Consider the following 17,721-nt stretch of genomic DNA (forward strand, 5'->3'; position numbering starts at 1 on the left):
GCCGCCGGTACGGCGCACCACAACACGGCAAGCAGGAGACGCAGCATGCACGTCCTCATCCTCGGCAGCGGGGTGATCGGTACCACCATGGCCTACTACATGGCGCGCGCCGGCCACCAGGTCACCGTCGTCGACCGCCAGCCCGGCGTCGGACTCGAGACCAGCTACGCCAACGCGGGCGAGGTCTCGCCGGGCTATTCGGCGCCGTGGGCGGGGCCGGGTGTGCCGCTCAAGGCCATCAAGTGGCTGCTGATGCAGCACAGCCCGCTGGTGATCAAGCCCATGCTCGACCCCGCGATGTGGCGCTGGGGCGCAGCCATGCTGCGCAACTGCACCACGCGTCGCTACCGGCTGAACAAGAGCCGCATGGTGCGGCTGGCCGAGTACAGCCGCGACTGCCTGAAGGCGCTGCGCGCCGAGACCGGCATCCGCTACGACGAGCGCAGCCTGGGCACGCTGCAGCTCTTCCGCACCCAGCAGCAACTCGACGGCGTGGCCAAGGACATCGAGATCCTCAAGGAGTACGGCGTGCCCTACCAGGTGCTCGACCGCGCGGGCTACGTCGAGCACGAACCGGCGCTCGCGCTGGTGAAGGAGAAGTTCGTCGGTGGCCTGCGCCTGCCGGGCGACGAGACCGGCGACTGCTACAAGTTCACGCAGAACATCGCCGGGCTGGCCGAAGCGCTGGGGGTGGAGTTCCGCTTCGGGGTGAACATCCAGGGCCTCGAGCGCGCCAACGGCCACATTGCCGGCGTGCGCACCGACGCCGGCATGCTCACCGCCGACCGCTACGTGGTGGCGCTGGGCAGCTACTCGACCAGACTCCTCGCCCCGCTCGGCATCGACATCCCGGTGTACCCGGTGAAGGGCTTCTCGATCACGGTGCCGATCACCGACGCCGCCAAGGCGCCCGAGTCGACCATCATGGACGAGACCCACAAGGTGGCGGTCACCCGCCTGGGCGACCGCATCCGGGTGGGCGGCACCGCGCAGCTGTCCGGCTTCGACCTGCAGCTCGATGCGAAGCGCCGCGGCACCCTGGAGTTCGTGGTCAAGGACCTCTTCCCCCAGGGCGGCGACGTCGCGCGCGCAGAGTTCTGGACCGGCCTGCGCCCGATGACCCCCGACGGCACGCCCATCGTGGGCGCCACCCGCTACCCCAACCTCTATCTGAGCACCGGCCACGGCACCCTGGGCTGGACCATGGCGGCCGGCACCGGCCGCGTCATGGCCGACCTGCTGAGCGGCCGCAAGCCCGACATCGACGTGGACGACCTCGCCGTCGCCCGCTACGCCTGACCCCCGACCCCACCTCGAACGAATCACCAAAGGAGGAAGTACATGCAGATCGTTTCGACCGACCGCGCGCCCCAGGCAATCGGCCCCTATTCCCAGGCCATCGCCAGCGAGGGCTGGCTCCACACCTCGGGCCAGATCCCGCTCACCGCCGCCGGCGAGAAAGTTGCCGGCGACATCGCCACGCAGACCGAGCAGGTCTTCGACAACCTCGAGGCGGTGCTCGCCGCCGGCGGCGCCGCGCTCGCGCAGGTGGTCTCGGTGAACGTCTACATGACCGATCTCGGCGAGTTCGCGCAGATGAACGAGGTGTTCGCGCGCCGCTTCGGCGGACACCGCCCGGCCCGCTCCACCGTGCAGGTGGCGGCCCTGCCCACCGGCGCCCGCGTCGAGATCGCCGCCGTCGCCCGCCTCATTCGCTGACCACCCGGCTTGTGCGCAAGCCCTGATCACCACAATAACGGAGACAACTCATGGAAGCACTCACCCAGCTGGTGACCGCGATCAACGACCTCGTGTGGGGGCCGCCGATGCTGGTGCTGATCCTCGGCACCGGCCTGTTCCTGCAGCTGCGCCTCAAGCTGATGCCGATCTTCAGGATCGGCACCGGCTTCGCCATGGTGTGGCGCGGCCGCCACCCGGGCGCCGGCGCCCAGGGCGAGATCAGCCCCTATGCCGCGCTGATGACCGCGCTCGCCGCCACCGTCGGCACCGGCAACATCGCCGGCGTGGCCACCGCGATCGCACTGGGCGGGCCGGGCGCGCTGTTCTGGATGTGGATGACCGCGCTGGTCGGCATGGCCACCAAGTACGTCGAGGTGGTGCTCGCGGTGCACTACCGCGAGAAGGACGAGAACGGTGAGTTCATCGGCGGGCCGATGTACGCGATCAAGAACGGGCTGGGCCGCCATTGGCACTGGCTGGGCCTGGCGTTCGCGCTGTTCGGCGGGCTGGCCGGCTTCGGCATCGGCAACATGGTGCAGGCCAACAGCGTCGCCGAGGTGATGAACGCCAACTTCGGCGTGGACCACTGGGTGTCGGGCATCGTCATGACCGTGCTCACCGGCTTCGTGCTGCTGGGCGGCATCAAGCGCATCGGCGCGGTGGCCGAGAAGCTGGTGCCCTTCATGTGTGTCGCCTACATCGCGGTCTCGCTGACGGTGCTCCTGCTCAACGCCGGGCACATTCCCGCGGCCTTCGCGCTGGTCTTCGACTACGCCTTCAGCCCGGCCGCGGCCACCGGCGGCTTTGCCGGCGCGGCGGTGATGATGGCGATCCGCTACGGCGTCGCGCGCGGCATCTTCTCCAACGAAGCCGGCCTGGGCACCGCGGGCATCGCCCAGGCGGCCGGCAAGTCGGCCAATGCGGTCGAGTCCGGCCTGATCGGCATGATGGGCACCTTCATCGACACCATCCTGGTGTGCACGATGACCGGCCTGGTGCTGATCGTGACCGGGGTATGGAACTCCGGGGTGACCGGCGCGGCGCTCTCCTCCAGCGCCTTCGCCGCGGGCCTGCCGGCCGGTGGCGCGCAGTTCCTCGCCGTCGCCCTTGCGGTGTTCGCCTACACCACCATCCTCGGCTGGGCCTACTACGGCGAGAAGTGCTGGGAGTACCTGTTCGGCGCGCGCATCCTGAAGCCCTACCGCCTGTTGTGGACCGCCTTCGTGCTGGTCGGCGCGCTCACCCACCTCGACTTCGTGTGGCTGGTGGCCGATACGCTCAACGCGCTGATGGCGATCCCCAACCTGGTGTCCCTGCTGCTGCTCTCGCCGGTGGTCGCCAAACTCACCCGGGAGTATTTCGCCGCCAAGGCGATGCCTGCCAACGTGGCGGCCGCGCGCAGCCGCGGCTGACGCGAGCCTCGCAAGGGGCCTCGCGCGCCGCGCGGGGCCCCTTGCCCGAATCACTCGACCTGCACAGACCACCGATGACGCACGACCGCCAGCCGGATCACGCCGGCGCCCTTCTCACCATCGACCTTGCGGCCATCTGCGACAACTGGCGCCTGCTCAAGGCCCGCCTCGGCGGCGCAGAGTGCGCCGCGGTCGTCAAGGCCGACGCCTACGGGCTGGGCGCAGCGCGGGTCGCGCCCGCGCTCTACCGCGCCGGCTGCCGCCACTTCTTCGTCGCCCACCTGGACGAGGCGCTCGCGCTGGGCCCCGCCCTCGCGGCGGACGCCACCCGCTACGTGCTGCACGGCCCGCTGCCCGGCAGCGAAGCCGAGTTCGCCGCCCAGGGCATCATCCCGGTGCTCAACAGCCTGCCCCAGCTCGCCGCCTGGCGGGCACTCGCCCAAGCGCTGGACCGACCACTGCCTGCCGTGCTCCAGGTCGATACCGGCATGGCCCGGCTCGGCCTCGCGCCGCAGGAGCTCGACGCGCTGTGCGCCGATCCCGACGCCCTGCGCGGCGTGGACCTGCGCTGCGTGATGAGCCATCTGGCGAGCGCCGAGGAGCCGGCCAACCCGGTCAACGCGCAGCAGCTGCAGCGCTTCCGCGCTGCGCTCGAACGCCTGCCGCAGACACCGGCGAGCCTGGCCAACTCCTCGGGCATCTTCCTTGGCGCCGACTACCATTTCGACCTGGTGCGCCCGGGCGCCGCGCTCTACGGCGTCGCGCCGGTGGCCGGACAGCCGAACCCGCTGCGCCCGGTGGTCCGCCTGCAGGGCAAGGTCGTCCAGACCCGGACGATCGAGCCGGGCACCCCGGTGGGCTACGGTCACAGCTGGACCGCGCAGCGGCGCTCGCGCATCGCCACCGTCGCGGTGGGCTACGCCGACGGTTTCCTGCGCAGTGCGAGCAACCGGGCTTACGTGTGCCTCAACACCGTGAAGCTGCCGCTGGTCGGCAAGGTGTCGATGGACACCATCCTGGTGGACGCCAGCGCCCTCGGCGAGGAGGCGATCCACGAAGGCGCACTGCTCGACGTCATCGGCCCGGAATGCGGGGTGGACGAGCTCGCCGCCCGCGCCGGCACCATCGGCTACGAGATCCTCACCAGCCTGGGCACGCGCTACGCGCGCTCGTACATCGGGGGCTGAAGCCAGCCCGCGCGAAGCTCCACTGGCCCGGAAACAAAAAATGGCCGCGGACACGCCGCGGCCATTCCTCGCTTCGGGCGCTGAGGCTTAGGCTCAGTTCCCGCTCATCGCCAGCATCAGCTGGTTGACCCGCTTCACGAAGGTCGCCGGGTCGTCCAGCGTGCCGCCTTCGGCCAGCAGGGCCTGGTCGAACAGCACCGCGGCCCAGTCGTCGAAGTTCTTCTCCTCGTACTTCAGGCGCAGCACCGCCGGGTGGCTGGGGTTGATCTCCAGGATGGGCTTGGAAGCCGGAGCGTTCTGCCCGGCGGCCTTGAGGATGCGCGCCAGGTTCATGCCCAGGTCGTGCTCGTCGGCCACCAGGCAGGCGGGCGAATCGGTCAGGCGCAGGGTGACCTTGACGTCCTTGACGCGTTCGCCGAGGCTGGCCTTCATCTTGTCGAGCAGCTCCTTGTACTCGTCGGCGGCCTTCTCGGCTTCCTGCTTCTCGGCCTCGTCCTCCAGCGCGCCCAGGTCCAGGCCGCCCTTGGCCACCGAGACCAGCGGCTTGCCGTCGAACTCGGTGAGGTTGCCGGTCACCCACTCGTCCACGCGGTCGGAGAGCAGCAGCACTTCGATGCCCTTCTTGCGGAACACTTCCAGGTGGGGGCTGTTCTTGGCGGCGTTGAAGGTCTCCGCGGTGACGTAGTAGATCTTGTCCTGGCCTTCCTTCATGCGGCCGATGTAGTCGGCCAGCGACACCACCTCGTCCGGCGTATCGGCCTTGGTGGAGGCAAAGCGCAGCAGGCCGGCGATCTTGTCCTTGTTGGCGAAGTCCTCGCCCACGCCTTCCTTGAGCACCTTGCCGAACTCCTTCCAGAAGGTGGCGTACTTGGCGCGCTCGGCCTCGTCCTCGCTGGTGGCGAGGCTTTCGAGCAGGGACAGCACCTTCTTGGTGCAGCCCTGGCGGATGGCGTCGATGTCCTTGGATTCCTGCAGGATTTCGCGCGAAACGTTGAGCGGCAGGTTGTTGGAGTCCACCACCCCGCGCACGAAGCGCAGATAGGTCGGCATCAGCTTCTCGGCGTCGTCCATGATGAACACGCGCTTGACGTAGAGCTTCACGCCGTGGCGGGCGTTGCGGTCCCACAGGTCGAAGGGCGCGTGGGCCGGCACGTAGAGCAGCTGGGTGTATTCCTGGCGGCCCTCGACGCGCGAGTGGGTCCACGCCAGCGGTTCGTCGTAGTCGTGGCCGACGTGCTTGTAGAAGGCCTTGTAGTCGTCGTCGGAGATCTCGTTCTTGGGCTTGGCCCACAGCGCGCTGGCCTGGTTGACGGTTTCGTACTCGTCGCGGACCACCTGCTCCTTCTTCTCCTCGTCCCACTCCTCCTTCTTCATCTGGATGGGCTGGACGATGTGGTCGGAATACTTGCTGACCAGGCTCTTGAGCTTCCAGGTGGACAGCAGGTCGTCCTGGTCCTCGCGCAGGTGCAGGGTGATGCGGGTGCCGCGCTCGGCGCGCTCGACCGGCTCGATGCTGTATTCGCCAGCGGTGTCGCCGCTCATCGCGCACTCCCAGCGCACGCCCTCGGACGCGGCCAGGCCGGCGCGGCGGGTATGCACGGTGACCTTGTCGGCAACGATGAAGGCGGAGTAGAAGCCGACGCCGAACTGGCCGATCAGGTGGGCGTCCTTCTGCTGGTCGCCGGTGAGCTTGCCGAAGAATTCCTTGGTGCCGGACTTGGCGATGGTACCGAGGTTGGTCACCACCTCGTCGCGGCTCATGCCGATGCCGTTGTCGGTGATGGTGAGCGTGCGCGCGTCCTTGTCGAAGTCGATGCGGATCTTCAGCTCGCCGTCGCCCTCGAAGAGCTCCGCCTTGTCCAGCGCCTCGAAGCGCAGCTTGTCGCAGGCATCCGAGGCGTTGGAGATCAGTTCGCGCAGGAAGATCTCGCGGTTGGAGTACAGCGAGTGGATCATCAGGTGAAGCAGCTGCTTCACCTCGGCCTGGAAGTTCAGGGTCTGGGCGGTCGCGGTCTCGGACATCGATGAAACTCCGTGTTGACTGGATGAACGCGCCACATGTGGGGGCGCCCGGGCGGAGTTTCAAGCCCCGTAAACGCCGAGCGCCGCCGCCCGGCAAACGGACGGCGGCGCTCGGGCGGACGTGCTCAGTAGCGGAAGCGGCCGACCAGCTCGTGAAGGTCGGCTGACAGCTTCTCCAGTTCCTCCACCGCCGACACCGCGGAGCGCATCGAGCTGCTGGTGCCTTCGACCATCTGGGCGATCTGCTCGACCTGCTGGGCGATGGAAGTGGACACCGAACTCTGCTCCTTGGTGGCATCGGCCACCTCGCGGATGCGCCCGAGCGCCACCTGCGTGCCTTCGCGGATCTCGCGCAGCGAGCCGGCCGCGCCCTGCACCAGGTCCACCCCGCCCTTGACCTGCCCGGCGACCCGCCCCATGACCTCCACCGCGCTGGCGGTGTCGCCCTGGATGGCGCCGATCATGCCGCCGATCTCCTCGGTGGCGGCCGAGGTGCGCTCGGCCAGCTTGCGCACCTCGTCTGCCACCACCGCGAAGCCGCGGCCCTGCTCGCCGGCACGCGCCGCCTCGATGGCGGCGTTGAGCGCCAGCAGATTGGTCTGCGCGGCGATCTCCTTGATCACGTTGGCGATCGAACCGATCTCGTTGGCACGCTCGACCAGCTGCTGGATCTTCTCGGCGGCCTGGTCGACGGTGCCGGCCATGGCACCCATCTCCGCCACCGCCTCGTCGGCACGGGCCTCGCCCTGCCTGGCCAGGGTCGCAGCCCGCTCGGAGTTGGTTTCGGTCTCGCGCGCGCTGTCGGAGATGTGGGTGACGCTCACGGTCATCTGCTCGACCGCCGCGGCAATCGAGGACGCCGCATCCGACTGGTTGTGCGCCGCCTCGGCCACCGAGCGGGACACGCCGGACAGTTCGTGCGAGAAACCGGCCACCCGCTCGGCGTCGTTGCCGATGTCGCCCACCATCTTGCGCAGGCGGGTAACCATCTGCGCGAGCGCGCCGAGCAGGCTGTCGCGGTCGCCACCGCTGACCCGCACATCCACCGTCAGGTCGCCGGCGGCCACGCTGCGCATCACCTCGGTGGCATAGGCCGGCTCGCCGCCCAGTTGCGAGGTGACGCTGCGCACCACGCGCCAGGCCACGAACACCAGCACCGCCATCAGGCCGGCCACCACCGCGGCAAACTGGTACAAATGCCCCATGAAGGCATGGCCGATGTCGTCCACATAGATGCCCGAACCGACGATCCAGTCCCAGGGCTTGAACATCTTCACGTAGGACAGCTTGGGCTGCGGCGCTTCCGAACCGGGCTTGGGCCACATGTAGTCGACGAAGCCGGCGCCCTCGGCATTGGCCACGCGGGCGAACTCGCGGAACAGGTACTTGCCGTTGGGGTCCTGGCTCTGCCCCAGGTTCTTGCCTTCCAGCTCGGGCTTGATCGGGTGCATGACGATCACCGGCCCGCTGTCGTTGATCCAGAAGTACTCCACCCCGTCGTAGCGCAAGGCACGCAGCGCGGCGATCGCTGCCGCCTGCGCATCGGCCCGGCTCAGCGCGCCGGAGCGCTCCAGCTCGTGATGATGCGCGACGACGCCGTGCGCCACGTCCACCAGGCTGCGTACCGCGCGCTGGTAGTCCTCCAGCATCCGTCCGCGGTACTGCTGCAAGGCCACCGCCGAGAGCAGCAAGGTCCCGGCCAGGGCGATGACCAGCACCAGCACGAGCCGGTTCATGACCGACATTGACTTGAGCGACATGACTTCCTCTGCTTGATTGATGTCCCGCGACCGATTGCAGTTGCGTCGCGGGATGCTTGTTTCCCCGTCTGCTAGAACGGCTCGCCGGGGTGGAACTTTAGCTGCGGCGGCGATTATCCATTATAGAAAAGTGGTTTTCAGATACTTCCCGCACATCCGCCCGTCGCCCTTGCCCCCACCGCGAAATGCGCGAATACTCGCGCCAACGTCATATCGCCGGATGTCCCATGACCGTCAGCGCCGAGTTGCTCATCTATCTCACGGACTCGCTTGCCCAGTTGGGCGCCATCCAGTGCAGGCGCATCTTCGGCGGCGCCGGGCTGTTCCTCGACGGCCTGATGTTCGCCATCGTGGCCGACGGCAGGCTCTGGCTGAAGACCGACGGCAGCGCGCGCGGGGACTTCCTCGCACGCGGCCTGCCCGCCTTCACCTATCGGCGCGGCGGGCGCGAGGTCGCGCTCGGCTACCACCTTGCTCCGGAAGAAACCCTGGACGCCCCCGAGGAATTGCTGCGCTGGTGCCGCAGCGCCCACGCAGCCGCACTGCGCAGCGCCGGCAAGGCTCACGCCCGGCACTGAGGCATCGCCGCGCACCGCTTCAGCGGTAGGCAATCTCCAGCACTTCGATCTCCCGCATGCCGGCGGGACTCATGAAACGCACCACCTCGCCCTCGCGCGCCTTGAGCAGCGCGCGCGCCAGCGGCGAGATCCAGCTGATGCGCCCGGCGGTGACGTCGGCCTCGTCCACACCCACGATCTGCCAGGTCTGCTCGTCCTCGCCGTCCACCTCGCAGATCGTCACCGTGGCACCGAAAAAGACCTGGTCGGTGTTCTCCTGCTCGGACGGATTGACCACCGTGGCGCTCTCCAGGCGCTTGATCAGGAAGCGGATGCGCCGGTCGATCTCGCGCAGGCGCTTCTTGCCATAGATGTAGTCGCCGTTTTCCGAACGGTCGCCGTTGCCGGCCGCCCAGGCGATGGTCTCCACCAGCTTGGGCCGCTCGACCCGCACCAACTGGTCGAGCTCCTCGCGCAGCACGTGATGGCCGCGCCGCGTCATGTAGTTCTTGCTGCCGGGCGGCAGACGCAGGGCGGGGGCGAGCTCCTCGTCGTCGTCCTGACCGTCGCCTTCCTTGACGAATGCCTTGTTCACGCTGACTCTCGATCGCACAGTGTTTCGGGGGAAGGGAATGGTAGTCCACCCGAAAGCGCCGCGCACGGCCATCCTGGCCGCAGCGGTCCATTGTCATGCGGGGCGCGCGCGCATACCATTGTCGCCGGAGACAGAACGATCAACGGCGCGCCGCGCGCCATGCCGGGAACGGATCCTCCATGGACGACAGCGCCTTCGAAGATGCAACCAGCCTGCAGGCACGCCTGGAGGCCCTGCGCGCCGAGCACCGCGATCTGGACGACGCGATCGCCCGCCTGGGCGACACGCCGGCCGAGGACGAACTGCTGCTGCGCCGCCTGAAGAAGCGCAAGCTCGCCCTCAAGGACCGCATCACGATGATCGAGCGCATGCTCGAACCGGACGAGCTGGCCTGACCCGGCCAGCCCTGCCGCCCGCTCACGGCCCGCGCGCGTCCCGTCGATCGTCTACCGACTACAACAACCGGGAAAACCCATAGATGACGCAATCCAGCCCTTACGGGCGGGAGACGCTTGCGCTGCACGCAGGCCAGTCCCCCGATCCGACCCACGGTTCGCGCGCCACGCCGATCCACTTCACCACCAGCTACGTCTTCCCCGATACCGAGCGCGCCGCCGAGCTGTTCAACCTCGAACGCCCCGGCCACGTCTATTCGCGCATCTCCAACCCCACCAACGCGGTGCTGGAGGAGCGCGTCGCCGCGCTGGAGGAAGGCATCGGCGCGATCGCGGTGGCCAGCGGCCAGGCCGCGCTGCACCTGGCGATCACCACCTTGATGGGCGCCGGCGGCCACATCGTCGCCTCGCGCTCGCTGTACGGCGGCTCGCACAACCTGCTCGGCTACACCCTGCCGCGCTTCGGCATCCACACCACCTTCGTCGACCCGCGCGACCCGGACGCCTGGCGCGCCGCGGTACGCCCGGAGACACGGCTGTTCTTCGGCGAATCGCTCGGCAACCCCGGATTGGACGTGCTGGACATCCCCACCGTGGCGCAGATCGCCCACGAGCACCGCGTGCCGCTGTTGGTCGACGCCACCCTGGTCACCCCCTGCCTGCAGCGCCCGCTGGAACTGGGCGCCGACCTGGTGATGCACTCGGCCACCAAGTTCCTCGGCGGCCACGGCGTGGCGGTGGGCGGCGTGCTAGTCGACGGCGGGCGCTTCGACTGGGAAGCCTCCGGCCTCTTCCCCACCCTCACCGAACCCTACGACGGCTTCCACGGCATGGACTTCGCCGAGGAGTCGCCGGTTGCCGCCTTCCTGCTGCGCGCGCGTCGCGAAGGCCTGCGCGACTTCGGCGCCTGCCTGTCGCCGATGAACGCCTTCCAGCTGCTGCAGGGCCTGGAGACGCTGCCGCTGCGCATGCGCGCCCATGTCGACAACGCCCGCGCGGTGGCCGAGCACTTGGCCGCCCACCCGCTGGTCGACAAGGTCTCCTATCCCGGACTGGCGAACCACCCGGACCACGAGCTGGCCACCCGCCTGCTGCCGGCCGGCTGCGGCTCCATCCTGTCCTTCGAGCTCAAGGGCGGACGCGCCGCGGGCCGGGCCTTCATCGAGGCGCTCAAGCTGTTCTCCCACCTGGCCAACGTGGGCGACGCCAAGTCGCTGGTGATCCACCCGGCCAGCACCACCCACTTCCGCATGTCGGCGGCCGACCTCGCCGCTGCCGGCATCGGCGAAGGCACGGTGCGCCTGTCGGTGGGGCTGGAGAACGCCGGCGACCTGATCGCCGATCTCGACCGCGGCCTGTACGCCGGCGGCAAGCTGGTGAAGGAGTGAGCGGGATGGATCTCTACGTACTCGACACCCCGACCCGCGTCTATACCGGCGGCCGCAGCTTCGACCGCGAACTGCCCACCGTGGTGCTGATCCACGGCGCCGGCCACGACCACAGCGTATGGAACCACCAGGCGCGCCATCTGGCCCACCACGGCTTCGGCGTGCTCGCCCCCGACCTGCCGGGACACGGCGCCTCCGGCGGCGAAGCGCTGGCCTCGATCGACGCGCTGGCCGACTGGATCGCCGCCCTGCTCGATGCCGCCGGCGTGGTGCGTGCCGCGCTGGTCGGCCACAGCATGGGCTCGCTGGTGGCGCTGGAAACCGCCGCCCGCTTCCCGGAACGCGCCGCCGCGCTGGTCCTGGTCGGCAGCGTCGCGCCGATGCCGGTGGCCCAGCCGCTGCTCGACGCCGCCGCCGGCAACCGGCCTAAGGCGCACGCGATGATCAACCAGTGGTCCTACACCCCCGCCGGCCACCTGGGCGCCAGCGCCTCGCCCGGCCTGTGGCTGCCCGGCGTGAACAGCCGCCTGATGGAGCACCAGGGCGCCGGCGTGCTCGCCACCGACCTGGCCGCCTGCAACGCCTATGCGCGCGGCCTGGAGGCCGCCGCCGCAGTGCGCTGCCCCGCCCTGCTGGTATGCGGCGAGCGTGACCAGATGACCCCGCCGCGTGCGGTAAAACCCCTACGCGAAGCGCTTGTCAACGCGGCAGGCGGTGCGCGTATGATGACGATACCCGGCGCCGGCCACGCGATGATGGCCGAAGCGCCGGATGCGGTAACCGATTCGATACGGGGGTTCCTCACCAACAACTAGACCAATACCGGGAGCAAGTCCTTGTCGCGGCCGCGTCCTTCCTGCGGCCGCGCCGCCCGCCCCGGGCGGCCAGAAACTGCCCTTGCCCCACCCCCTGTCGAGCGGATGTCGTACGGCGACACCGACAAAAAAACAGATCATCCCGACAGGAGAGAGACATGTCGCAGACGAACGATGCTCAATTGAGCGAAGGCCTCGGCTTCCCCACGGTGCGCGAGGTCGGCGCGGGCGCGCCCTTCCGCTGGCTGGCCCGCGGCCTGGGCGACCTCAAGTCCTGCCCGATTCCCAGCCTGTTCTACGGCTTCTGCTTCGCCGCCATGGGCCTGCTGATCACCTTCGTGTTCGAGCACGCCTACGAGTACACCTCGGCGCTGACCTCCGGCTTCCTGCTGCTCGCCCCCTTCCTCGCCATGGGGCTGTACGAGATCAGCCGTCGCCGCGAGCGCAACGAAGGCTGCTCGCTGGCGCCGACGCTCACGGTGTGGCGGCGCAACGCCGGCAACATCGGCATCTTCGCGGTCGTGCTGGGGGTGGTGTTCCTGGTCTGGGCACGCGCCTCACTGGTGGTGTTCGCGCTGTTCTACACCAACGAGATGCCCAACCTGTCGGGTTTCCTGGCGCAGATCCTGGCAATGGAGAACCTCGAATTCCTGATGGTGTATTTCGGCGTCGGCCTGATCTTCGCCACCATCGTGTTCGCGGTCAGCGTGGTGTCCATCCCGATGATGCTGGACCGCGACCAGGACGCGATCACCGCCATGCTGGCCAGCGTCGGCGCGCTGGCACGCAATCCCGGGACCATGATCCTGTGGGCGCTGACCATCGTCGTCTGCACCGTCCTCGGCTTCCTCACCTTCCACGTCGGCCTGGTGGTGCTGATGCCGGTGGTGGGCCACGCCACCTGGCACGCCTACCGCGACCTGGTGGCGCCGGCCGGCACCGGACCGGCCTGAACCAAGCACCGCAAGAACCGCCAGTAGGAGCGGCCTTGGCCGCGATGCATCCTTGGAGGAAACCACCGCCGCATCGCGGCCAAGGCCGCTCCTGCTTTCAACCGACGGCCAGCGTGAGCACCACCGGCTGATGGTCGGACGCCGGTGTGTCGGCATCGACCTCCACCCGCTTGACCAGCGAGGCGATGTCGGCAGAGACGAAGAAGAAATCGCAGCAGTACGGACGATCCGGCCATTCCGCGCCATGCAGCCCTACCGTCGCATCGTGCAGCGTGCCGGGATGGCGGATGCGCCAGGCGTCGCGCCAGCCCGGCGCCAGGCCGCCCAGCGGCTGACACAGGGCGGCATACTCCTCGCCGTCCGGTTCGCAGTTGAAGTCCCCACACAGCACCGCCGATGCGGGCCGCGGACGCGGCGCGAAGGCCGGGTTGCCCTCGCGCGCCGTGCCACCGGCCGCGGCATTGGCCACCGCCTCGCGCTGCAGCGCGCGCAGGGTTTCCATCTGGGCGCGCCGCTGGCGCTGCGAATAGTATTCCAGGTGGGTGGTCATCACCCGCAGCCAGCCCCAGGGCACGGCAATCACCGCCTCCACGCACACCCGCTGCATCGACGGCAGGTCCGGGTCGGGCGGGCGCGGCAGCAGATGCCGGAAGACCTGGTCCACCGGCAGGCGCGACAGGATGAGGTTGCCGAAGCGCGATCGTCCGCCCTCGCCGTCGCGCGCGTCGATGCCGGCGCCGAACACCGGCTCGTAGCCGGGGAAGGCCTGGGCGAACCAGGCGGGTTCGTCCTCGCGCGCCCCGCCCGGCAGGCCGCCGAAATTGCTCGCGACCTCCTGCAGGCAGATCACGTCCACCCCGTGGGTGCCGCCGAGCGCACGGATCGCCTGCGCGGTGCGCGGCAGATCGACCCGCCCGTCGGCGCCTCGCCCCCACTGGATGTTCCAGCTCACCACCTTCACCGACGTCGTCATCGCCCGGGCTCCAAGCTGCCATGCTGATCGTTGGATTATGGATCAGGCTCGCGCGCGCTTCATGTGCGAGGCGGCACACCCGCCGCCGACACGGCATAATCGACCGGCCACCGCGCAAATCCCGCCCATGCACGCACCGCACACCCCTTCCTCCGTCAGCGACACGCCCCACGACCACCATCACGGCGGCCACGGGCACGATCACGCCCATCACCACGCCGCCAGCCGCTGGCTGCCGCTGGCGCTGGCGATCACCCTGGGCTTTGCCGCTGTCGAGGCCTTCGCCGGCTGGTGGTCCGGTTCGCTGGCCCTGCTCGGCGACGCCGGCCACATGCTCACCGATGCGCTGGCCCTGGGTCTGGCCACCCTCGCCGCCCGCTTCGCCCGCGCCCCGGCCAGCCCCCGGCACTCCTACGGCCTGCACCGCATGGAGGCACTGGCGGCCCTGGCCAACGGCCTGCTCATGCTGGCGCTGGTCGGCACGCTCACCTGGCAAGCCATCCTGCGCCTGGGCGCGCCGCGCGAGGTTGCCGGCGAAGTCGTCACCGCAGTGGCACTGAGCGGCCTGGCGATCAACCTGCTGGTCGCCTGGTTGCTGACACGCGGGGAAGGCGACCTGAACACGCGCGGCGCGCTGCTGCACGTGCTGGGCGACGCGCTCGGCTCGGTGGCGGCGCTCGCCTCGGGCCTGATCATCCAGTTCACCGGCTGGACCCCCATCGACCCGCTGCTGACCATGCTGATCGGCGGACTGATCCTCGCCTCCACGCTCGCCCTGCTGCGGCGGGTGTTCAACACCTTGCTCGAGGGCGTCCCCGAGGGCCTGTCGCTGCAGCGGGTGGGGCAGGCGATGGCCGCCACCGAAGGCGTGCGTTCGGTGCACGACCTGCACATCTGGAGCCTGGATTCGCGCCATCCGGCGCTCTCGGCCCATGTGGTGATTGCCCATGCCACCGAATGGCCCGCGGTGCTGGCCGCGCTGCGCCGCATGCTGCACGCGCGCTTCGCCATCGATCACATCACCCTGCAGCCCGAGTTGCCGCGCGACGAGCCCATGGTTTTTGCGCCGCATCATTCCCGCCGCTCCGAGGATCGCAGATAATCATGCCGAACGCCCATCGGACCCGCCTCATGCATTCCGCCCAGGAACTCGTTTCCCAGCTCGACGCCCTCGCCTCCCTGCCCACGGTCTACCAGCGCATCCGCGACGAGCTGGACTCCCCGGACGGTTCGGTGACCGAGGTCGGGCGTCTGGTGGCCGCGGACCCCGCGCTGACCGCCCGCCTGCTGCGCGTGGTCAACAGCGCGCTCTACGGCTACGGCGGCCAGGTGGACACGGTCGCCCGTGCGGTGCAGATCCTCGGCCTGCAACAGGTGCATGACCTGGTGCTGGCGATGTCGCTCAGCTCGGTGTTCGCCGGCATCAGCGCGGAACACATGGACATGAACCGCTTCTGGCGCGGCAGCATGATGTGCGCACTGGCGTCCCGCGCCATTGCGCGCGGCTGCGGCCTGCCCAGCGCCGAACGCCTGTTCGTGGTCGGCCTGCTGGCCGATCTCGGTCATCTGGCCATGTACCAGACGGTTCCCGACCTCGCCTTCGAGGCGCAGCTCGCGGCCGACCGCGGCGAGCCGCTGGCCGAAGCCGAGCGCCGCCTGATCGGCTGCGATTACGCCGAGGTGGGCGCCGCGCTGGCGGACCACTGGAAGCTGCCGCCCTGCTTCGCCGAGGTGCTCGGCGCCCAGCTCGATCCCCGCCTGGGCGGCGACAGCGCCTTCGATGCGGCCATCGTGCATGTCGCCACGCAACTGGTGCGTGCCGACCGCTGCGGCGAATCGAGCGATACCGCCGCAGCGCGCGTGGCGGCCCCGGTGTGGCAGCAACTGTCGATGTCGCCCACCAGCCTGGGACGCATCCGCGAGGAGGCGGAGCTCAACCTCGCGGCCTACGTGGCCCTGTTCTTTCCCAAGCTCGGCGTTCAGTAAGCAGGCAGCGACCCCCAGTCTCCGGGGTCGACGAGCAGTCGCTGCAGCAAGGCCCAGGCATGATCGGCAGACGCCGCGGCGCGCGCCGACAGCCCCTCTCCCAGTGCAAAGGATTCGCCGGCCACCGCCAGCACCCATGCGGGCGGCGGCGGGCAGTCATGGATCTGGCGATAGACCGCCAGCAAGGCGGCGGGCGCCAGCGCGTGCGAGAAGGTCGCACGGCCGGGCTCGGGCGCAAGCGCGCGCAGCTCGGCATCTGCCGCCAGCCCCCGCGCCGCGTCGACGAAGAGCACGCGTTCCGCGCCCGCCATCTCCAGCGCGTGCTCGACCTGCAGCTGGTAGTCGCAGACCACGCTCACCCCGGGCGCCCCCAGGTTTTCCAGCCGCTCGGCCAGCAGCGGCCCGAGGGCGTCGTCGCCGCGCGACCGGTTGCCGACCGCGAACACCACCGTGCGGGGTGCGGGCGCGCTCACCGCTCGCGCACCACCCGCTGGTGCACCGTACCGTCGGTGGAGGCGAGTTCGACGACCAGCGGCATCTGTCCCAGCGCATGGGTGGCGCAGGACAGGCAGGGATCGTAGGCGCGGATGGCCACCTCGATATGGTTGAGCAGGCCCTCGGTGAGCGTTCGCCCGGACAGGTAGCGTTTCGCCACCTCGCGTACCGCGGTGTTCATGGCCTGGTTGTTGTGGGTGGTGGAGACGATGAGGTTGCACATCGTCACCAGGTCGTCCTCGCCGATACGGTAGTGGTGGATCAGGGTGCCGCGCGGCGCTTCGATGATGCCCACCCCTTCGCGCCGGCTGGTGCCGGTGGTGAGCAGCTCGCCGCTGCGCAGATCGGGGTCGTCGAGCAGCTCGCGGATCACCTCGGCGGCGTGCAGCATCTCGATCATGCGCGCCCAGTGGTAGGCCAGCGTGGCATGCACCGGGTGCCCCTGCCCGTGATCGAGGAATTCGCGCCGCTCGGCCTCTGCAAAGGGCGTGGGGATGAAGTCGCAGTTCTGCACCCGCGCGAGCGGCCCCACCCGGTACCAGCCGGTCTCGGGCCCGAGCTCGCGCAGGAAGGGAAACTTCATGTAGCTCCACGGTTTGACCTCCTCGCAGATCAGCCGGTGGTAGTCCTGGTCGGGCACGTGGTCGCGCAGGATGCGCCCTTCGGCGTCGCGCACGCGCAGCCCGCCGTCGTAGAGATCCATCGCGCCGTCGGCGCGCACCAGGCTCATGAAGGCGGAGTCGAAGCTGCCGAACACGTCGTACAGCGCCGGGTCGGCGCGGTGCAGGCGCTTGACCAGCTCCACCGCCGCGCGGCTCCAGTCGATCACCTGATGGATGTCGCGGCTGAGCAGCGCGTGGTCCTCGGCGGACAGGCGGCGGTTCATGCCGCCGGACACCGCGCCGGTGCCGTGGATCTTCTTGCCGGCAGTGGCGCGGATCACCTCCTGGCCGAACTTGCGCAGCAGCACGCCCTGGCGGGCAACCTCCGGGTGCGCCGCCGCCACGCCGACGATGTTGCGCCGCGCCACCTCGGACTCGAAGCCGAACAGCAGATCCGGCGAGGACAGATGGAAGAAGTGCAGCGCGTGCGACTGCAGGATCTGCCCGTAGTGCATCAGCCGGCGCAGCTTCTCGGCGCTGGCGGTGATCGGCGCGGCGCCGGTGGCAACATCCAGCGCCTTGGCCGCCGCCAGGTGGTGGCTCACCGGGCAGATGCCGCACAGGCGCTGCACCATCACCGGCACCTCCCAGTACGGGCGGCCCTGGATGAAGACCTCGAAGCCGCGGAACTCGACGATGTGCAGGCGGGCTTCGCGCACCTCATCGTGCTCGTCGATCAGCAGGGTCACCTTGCCGTGGCCTTCCACCCGCGACACCGGGTCGATGGCCACGCGGCGCAGGCTGTCGCGCCCGTCGGCGGTTTCCAGTTCGAATGCCATGA

17 protein-coding genes are annotated in these 17,721 nt (G+C 69.4%); 11 read left to right on the forward strand and 6 right to left on the reverse strand.

The annotated features are described in order from the left end of the window. The first annotated feature begins 45 nt into the window (after window positions 1-45). The 4 genes from IAI53_RS09060 (at window position 46) to alr (ending at window position 4,339) form a co-directional block, all read left to right on the forward strand. Window positions 46-1,299, forward strand: a complete 1,254-nt coding sequence (locus tag IAI53_RS09060; RefSeq protein ID WP_187717768.1) for a D-amino acid dehydrogenase — start codon at window positions 46-48, stop codon at window positions 1,297-1,299. A gap of 42 nt (window positions 1,300-1,341) precedes the next feature. Beyond that, window positions 1,342-1,719 carry a Rid family detoxifying hydrolase gene (locus tag IAI53_RS09065; protein ID WP_187717769.1) on the forward strand — a complete coding sequence of 126 codons (378 nt, stop codon included), beginning with the start codon at window positions 1,342-1,344 and terminating at the stop codon, window positions 1,717-1,719. A gap of 50 nt (window positions 1,720-1,769) precedes the next feature. Next, window positions 1,770-3,152 carry an alanine/glycine:cation symporter family protein gene (locus IAI53_RS09070; RefSeq protein WP_187717770.1) on the forward strand — a complete coding sequence of 461 codons (1,383 nt, stop codon included), beginning with the start codon at window positions 1,770-1,772 and terminating at the stop codon, window positions 3,150-3,152. A 74-nt stretch (window positions 3,153-3,226) separates the two neighbouring features. Continuing rightward, window positions 3,227-4,339, forward strand: coding sequence for an alanine racemase (gene alr, locus IAI53_RS09075; protein WP_187717771.1), 1,113 nt, complete (start codon window positions 3,227-3,229; stop codon window positions 4,337-4,339). Between the two features lie 93 nt (window positions 4,340-4,432). Here the strand turns inward: alr and htpG are convergent, their stop codons facing one another. Together htpG and IAI53_RS09085 are read right to left on the reverse strand one after the other, a co-directional pair. Continuing rightward, window positions 4,433-6,361 carry a molecular chaperone HtpG gene (htpG, locus tag IAI53_RS09080; protein ID WP_187717772.1) on the reverse strand — a complete coding sequence of 643 codons (1,929 nt, stop codon included), beginning with the start codon at window positions 6,359-6,361 and terminating at the stop codon, window positions 4,433-4,435. A gap of 125 nt (window positions 6,362-6,486) precedes the next feature. After that, the gene (locus IAI53_RS09085; RefSeq protein WP_187717773.1) at window positions 6,487-8,121 is read right to left on the reverse strand and encodes a methyl-accepting chemotaxis protein; all 1,635 of its coding nucleotides are present in this window, start codon (window positions 8,119-8,121) and stop codon (window positions 6,487-6,489) included. A 227-nt stretch (window positions 8,122-8,348) separates the two neighbouring features. Here IAI53_RS09085 and IAI53_RS09090 point away from each other — a divergent pair, with 227 nt between their 5' ends. Further along, window positions 8,349-8,699 carry a TfoX/Sxy family protein gene (locus IAI53_RS09090; protein WP_187717774.1) on the forward strand — a complete coding sequence of 117 codons (351 nt, stop codon included), beginning with the start codon at window positions 8,349-8,351 and terminating at the stop codon, window positions 8,697-8,699. Window positions 8,700-8,718: 19 nt separating this feature from the next. Here IAI53_RS09090 and greB read toward each other — a convergent pair whose 3' ends face one another. Then, window positions 8,719-9,273, reverse strand: a complete 555-nt coding sequence (greB, locus tag IAI53_RS09095) for a transcription elongation factor GreB (RefSeq protein ID WP_187717775.1) — start codon at window positions 9,271-9,273, stop codon at window positions 8,719-8,721. Window positions 9,274-9,452: 179 nt separating this feature from the next. Between greB and IAI53_RS09100 the strand changes: the two genes are divergently transcribed. The 4 genes from IAI53_RS09100 (at window position 9,453) to IAI53_RS09115 (ending at window position 12,824) form a co-directional block, all read left to right on the forward strand. After that, entirely contained in the window at window positions 9,453-9,668 is a 216-nt protein-coding gene (locus IAI53_RS09100) for a YdcH family protein (RefSeq protein WP_187717776.1), read from the forward strand. Window positions 9,669-9,751: 83 nt separating this feature from the next. Further along, a complete protein-coding gene (locus IAI53_RS09105; RefSeq protein WP_187717777.1) occupies window positions 9,752-11,056 on the forward strand; it encodes an O-acetylhomoserine aminocarboxypropyltransferase in 1,305 nt (434 codons plus the stop codon). 5 nt (window positions 11,057-11,061) lie between these two features. Next, on the forward strand, window positions 11,062-11,871 hold the full coding sequence (locus IAI53_RS09110; protein ID WP_187717778.1) for an alpha/beta fold hydrolase: 810 nt from the start codon (window positions 11,062-11,064) through the stop codon (window positions 11,869-11,871). 158 nt (window positions 11,872-12,029) lie between these two features. Then, window positions 12,030-12,824 carry a DUF2189 domain-containing protein gene (locus IAI53_RS09115; protein ID WP_187717779.1) on the forward strand — a complete coding sequence of 265 codons (795 nt, stop codon included), beginning with the start codon at window positions 12,030-12,032 and terminating at the stop codon, window positions 12,822-12,824. A 97-nt stretch (window positions 12,825-12,921) separates the two neighbouring features. Here the strand turns inward: IAI53_RS09115 and IAI53_RS09120 are convergent, their stop codons facing one another. Further along, complete coding sequence (locus IAI53_RS09120) at window positions 12,922-13,797, reverse strand: endonuclease/exonuclease/phosphatase family protein (protein WP_222948191.1); 876 nt, start codon at window positions 13,795-13,797, stop codon at window positions 12,922-12,924. 127 nt (window positions 13,798-13,924) lie between these two features. Here IAI53_RS09120 and IAI53_RS09125 point away from each other — a divergent pair, with 127 nt between their 5' ends. After that, a complete protein-coding gene (locus IAI53_RS09125; protein ID WP_187717780.1) occupies window positions 13,925-14,899 on the forward strand; it encodes a cation diffusion facilitator family transporter in 975 nt (324 codons plus the stop codon). A gap of 29 nt (window positions 14,900-14,928) precedes the next feature. Then, entirely contained in the window at window positions 14,929-15,783 is an 855-nt protein-coding gene (locus IAI53_RS09130) for an HDOD domain-containing protein (protein ID WP_187717781.1), read from the forward strand. On the opposite strand, the gene IAI53_RS09135 is transcribed toward IAI53_RS09130, so the two are convergent. Together IAI53_RS09135 and IAI53_RS09140 are read right to left on the reverse strand one after the other, a co-directional pair. Next, window positions 15,777-16,256, reverse strand: a complete 480-nt coding sequence (locus tag IAI53_RS09135; protein WP_187717782.1) for a hydrogenase maturation protease — start codon at window positions 16,254-16,256, stop codon at window positions 15,777-15,779. The two genes, IAI53_RS09130 and IAI53_RS09135, sit on opposite strands and share 7 nt — an antisense overlap. Then, window positions 16,253-17,719 (reverse strand): Ni/Fe hydrogenase subunit alpha, encoded by a 1,467-nt coding sequence (locus IAI53_RS09140; RefSeq protein ID WP_187717783.1) that lies wholly within the window; start codon window positions 17,717-17,719, stop codon window positions 16,253-16,255. Before IAI53_RS09140 ends, IAI53_RS09135 begins: the two co-directional genes overlap by 4 nt. Window positions 17,720-17,721: the final 2 nt, after the last annotated feature.

Source organism: Thauera sedimentorum, assembly GCF_014489115.1.
GTDB lineage: Bacteria > Pseudomonadota > Gammaproteobacteria > Burkholderiales > Rhodocyclaceae > Pseudothauera > Pseudothauera sedimentorum.

What these genes read in the sequence shown, in the direction of transcription:
- IAI53_RS09065 (WP_187717769.1), top strand. Translation starts at nt 1,342, where the DNA reads ATGCAGATCGTTTCGACCGACCGCGCGCCCCAGGCAATCGGCCCCTAT.
- IAI53_RS09115 (WP_187717779.1), top strand. Translation starts at nt 12,030, where the DNA reads ATGTCGCAGACGAACGATGCTCAATTGAGCGAAGGCCTCGGCTTCCCC.
- IAI53_RS09110 (WP_187717778.1), top strand. Translation starts at nt 11,062, where the DNA reads ATGGATCTCTACGTACTCGACACCCCGACCCGCGTCTATACCGGCGGC.
- IAI53_RS09100 (WP_187717776.1), top strand. Translation starts at nt 9,453, where the DNA reads ATGGACGACAGCGCCTTCGAAGATGCAACCAGCCTGCAGGCACGCCTG.
- IAI53_RS09060 (WP_187717768.1), top strand. Translation starts at nt 46, where the DNA reads ATGCACGTCCTCATCCTCGGCAGCGGGGTGATCGGTACCACCATGGCC.
- IAI53_RS09120 (WP_222948191.1), bottom strand. Translation starts at nt 13,797, where the DNA reads ATGACGACGTCGGTGAAGGTGGTGAGCTGGAACATCCAGTGGGGGCGA.
- IAI53_RS09125 (WP_187717780.1), top strand. Translation starts at nt 13,925, where the DNA reads ATGCACGCACCGCACACCCCTTCCTCCGTCAGCGACACGCCCCACGAC.
- IAI53_RS09085 (WP_187717773.1), bottom strand. Translation starts at nt 8,121, where the DNA reads ATGTCGCTCAAGTCAATGTCGGTCATGAACCGGCTCGTGCTGGTGCTG.
- IAI53_RS09140 (WP_187717783.1), bottom strand. Translation starts at nt 17,719, where the DNA reads ATGGCATTCGAACTGGAAACCGCCGACGGGCGCGACAGCCTGCGCCGC.
- alr (WP_187717771.1), top strand. Translation starts at nt 3,227, where the DNA reads ATGACGCACGACCGCCAGCCGGATCACGCCGGCGCCCTTCTCACCATC.
- IAI53_RS09130 (WP_187717781.1), top strand. Translation starts at nt 14,929, where the DNA reads ATGCATTCCGCCCAGGAACTCGTTTCCCAGCTCGACGCCCTCGCCTCC.
- IAI53_RS09090 (WP_187717774.1), top strand. Translation starts at nt 8,349, where the DNA reads ATGACCGTCAGCGCCGAGTTGCTCATCTATCTCACGGACTCGCTTGCC.
- htpG (WP_187717772.1), bottom strand. Translation starts at nt 6,361, where the DNA reads ATGTCCGAGACCGCGACCGCCCAGACCCTGAACTTCCAGGCCGAGGTG.
- IAI53_RS09070 (WP_187717770.1), top strand. Translation starts at nt 1,770, where the DNA reads ATGGAAGCACTCACCCAGCTGGTGACCGCGATCAACGACCTCGTGTGG.
- IAI53_RS09105 (WP_187717777.1), top strand. Translation starts at nt 9,752, where the DNA reads ATGACGCAATCCAGCCCTTACGGGCGGGAGACGCTTGCGCTGCACGCA.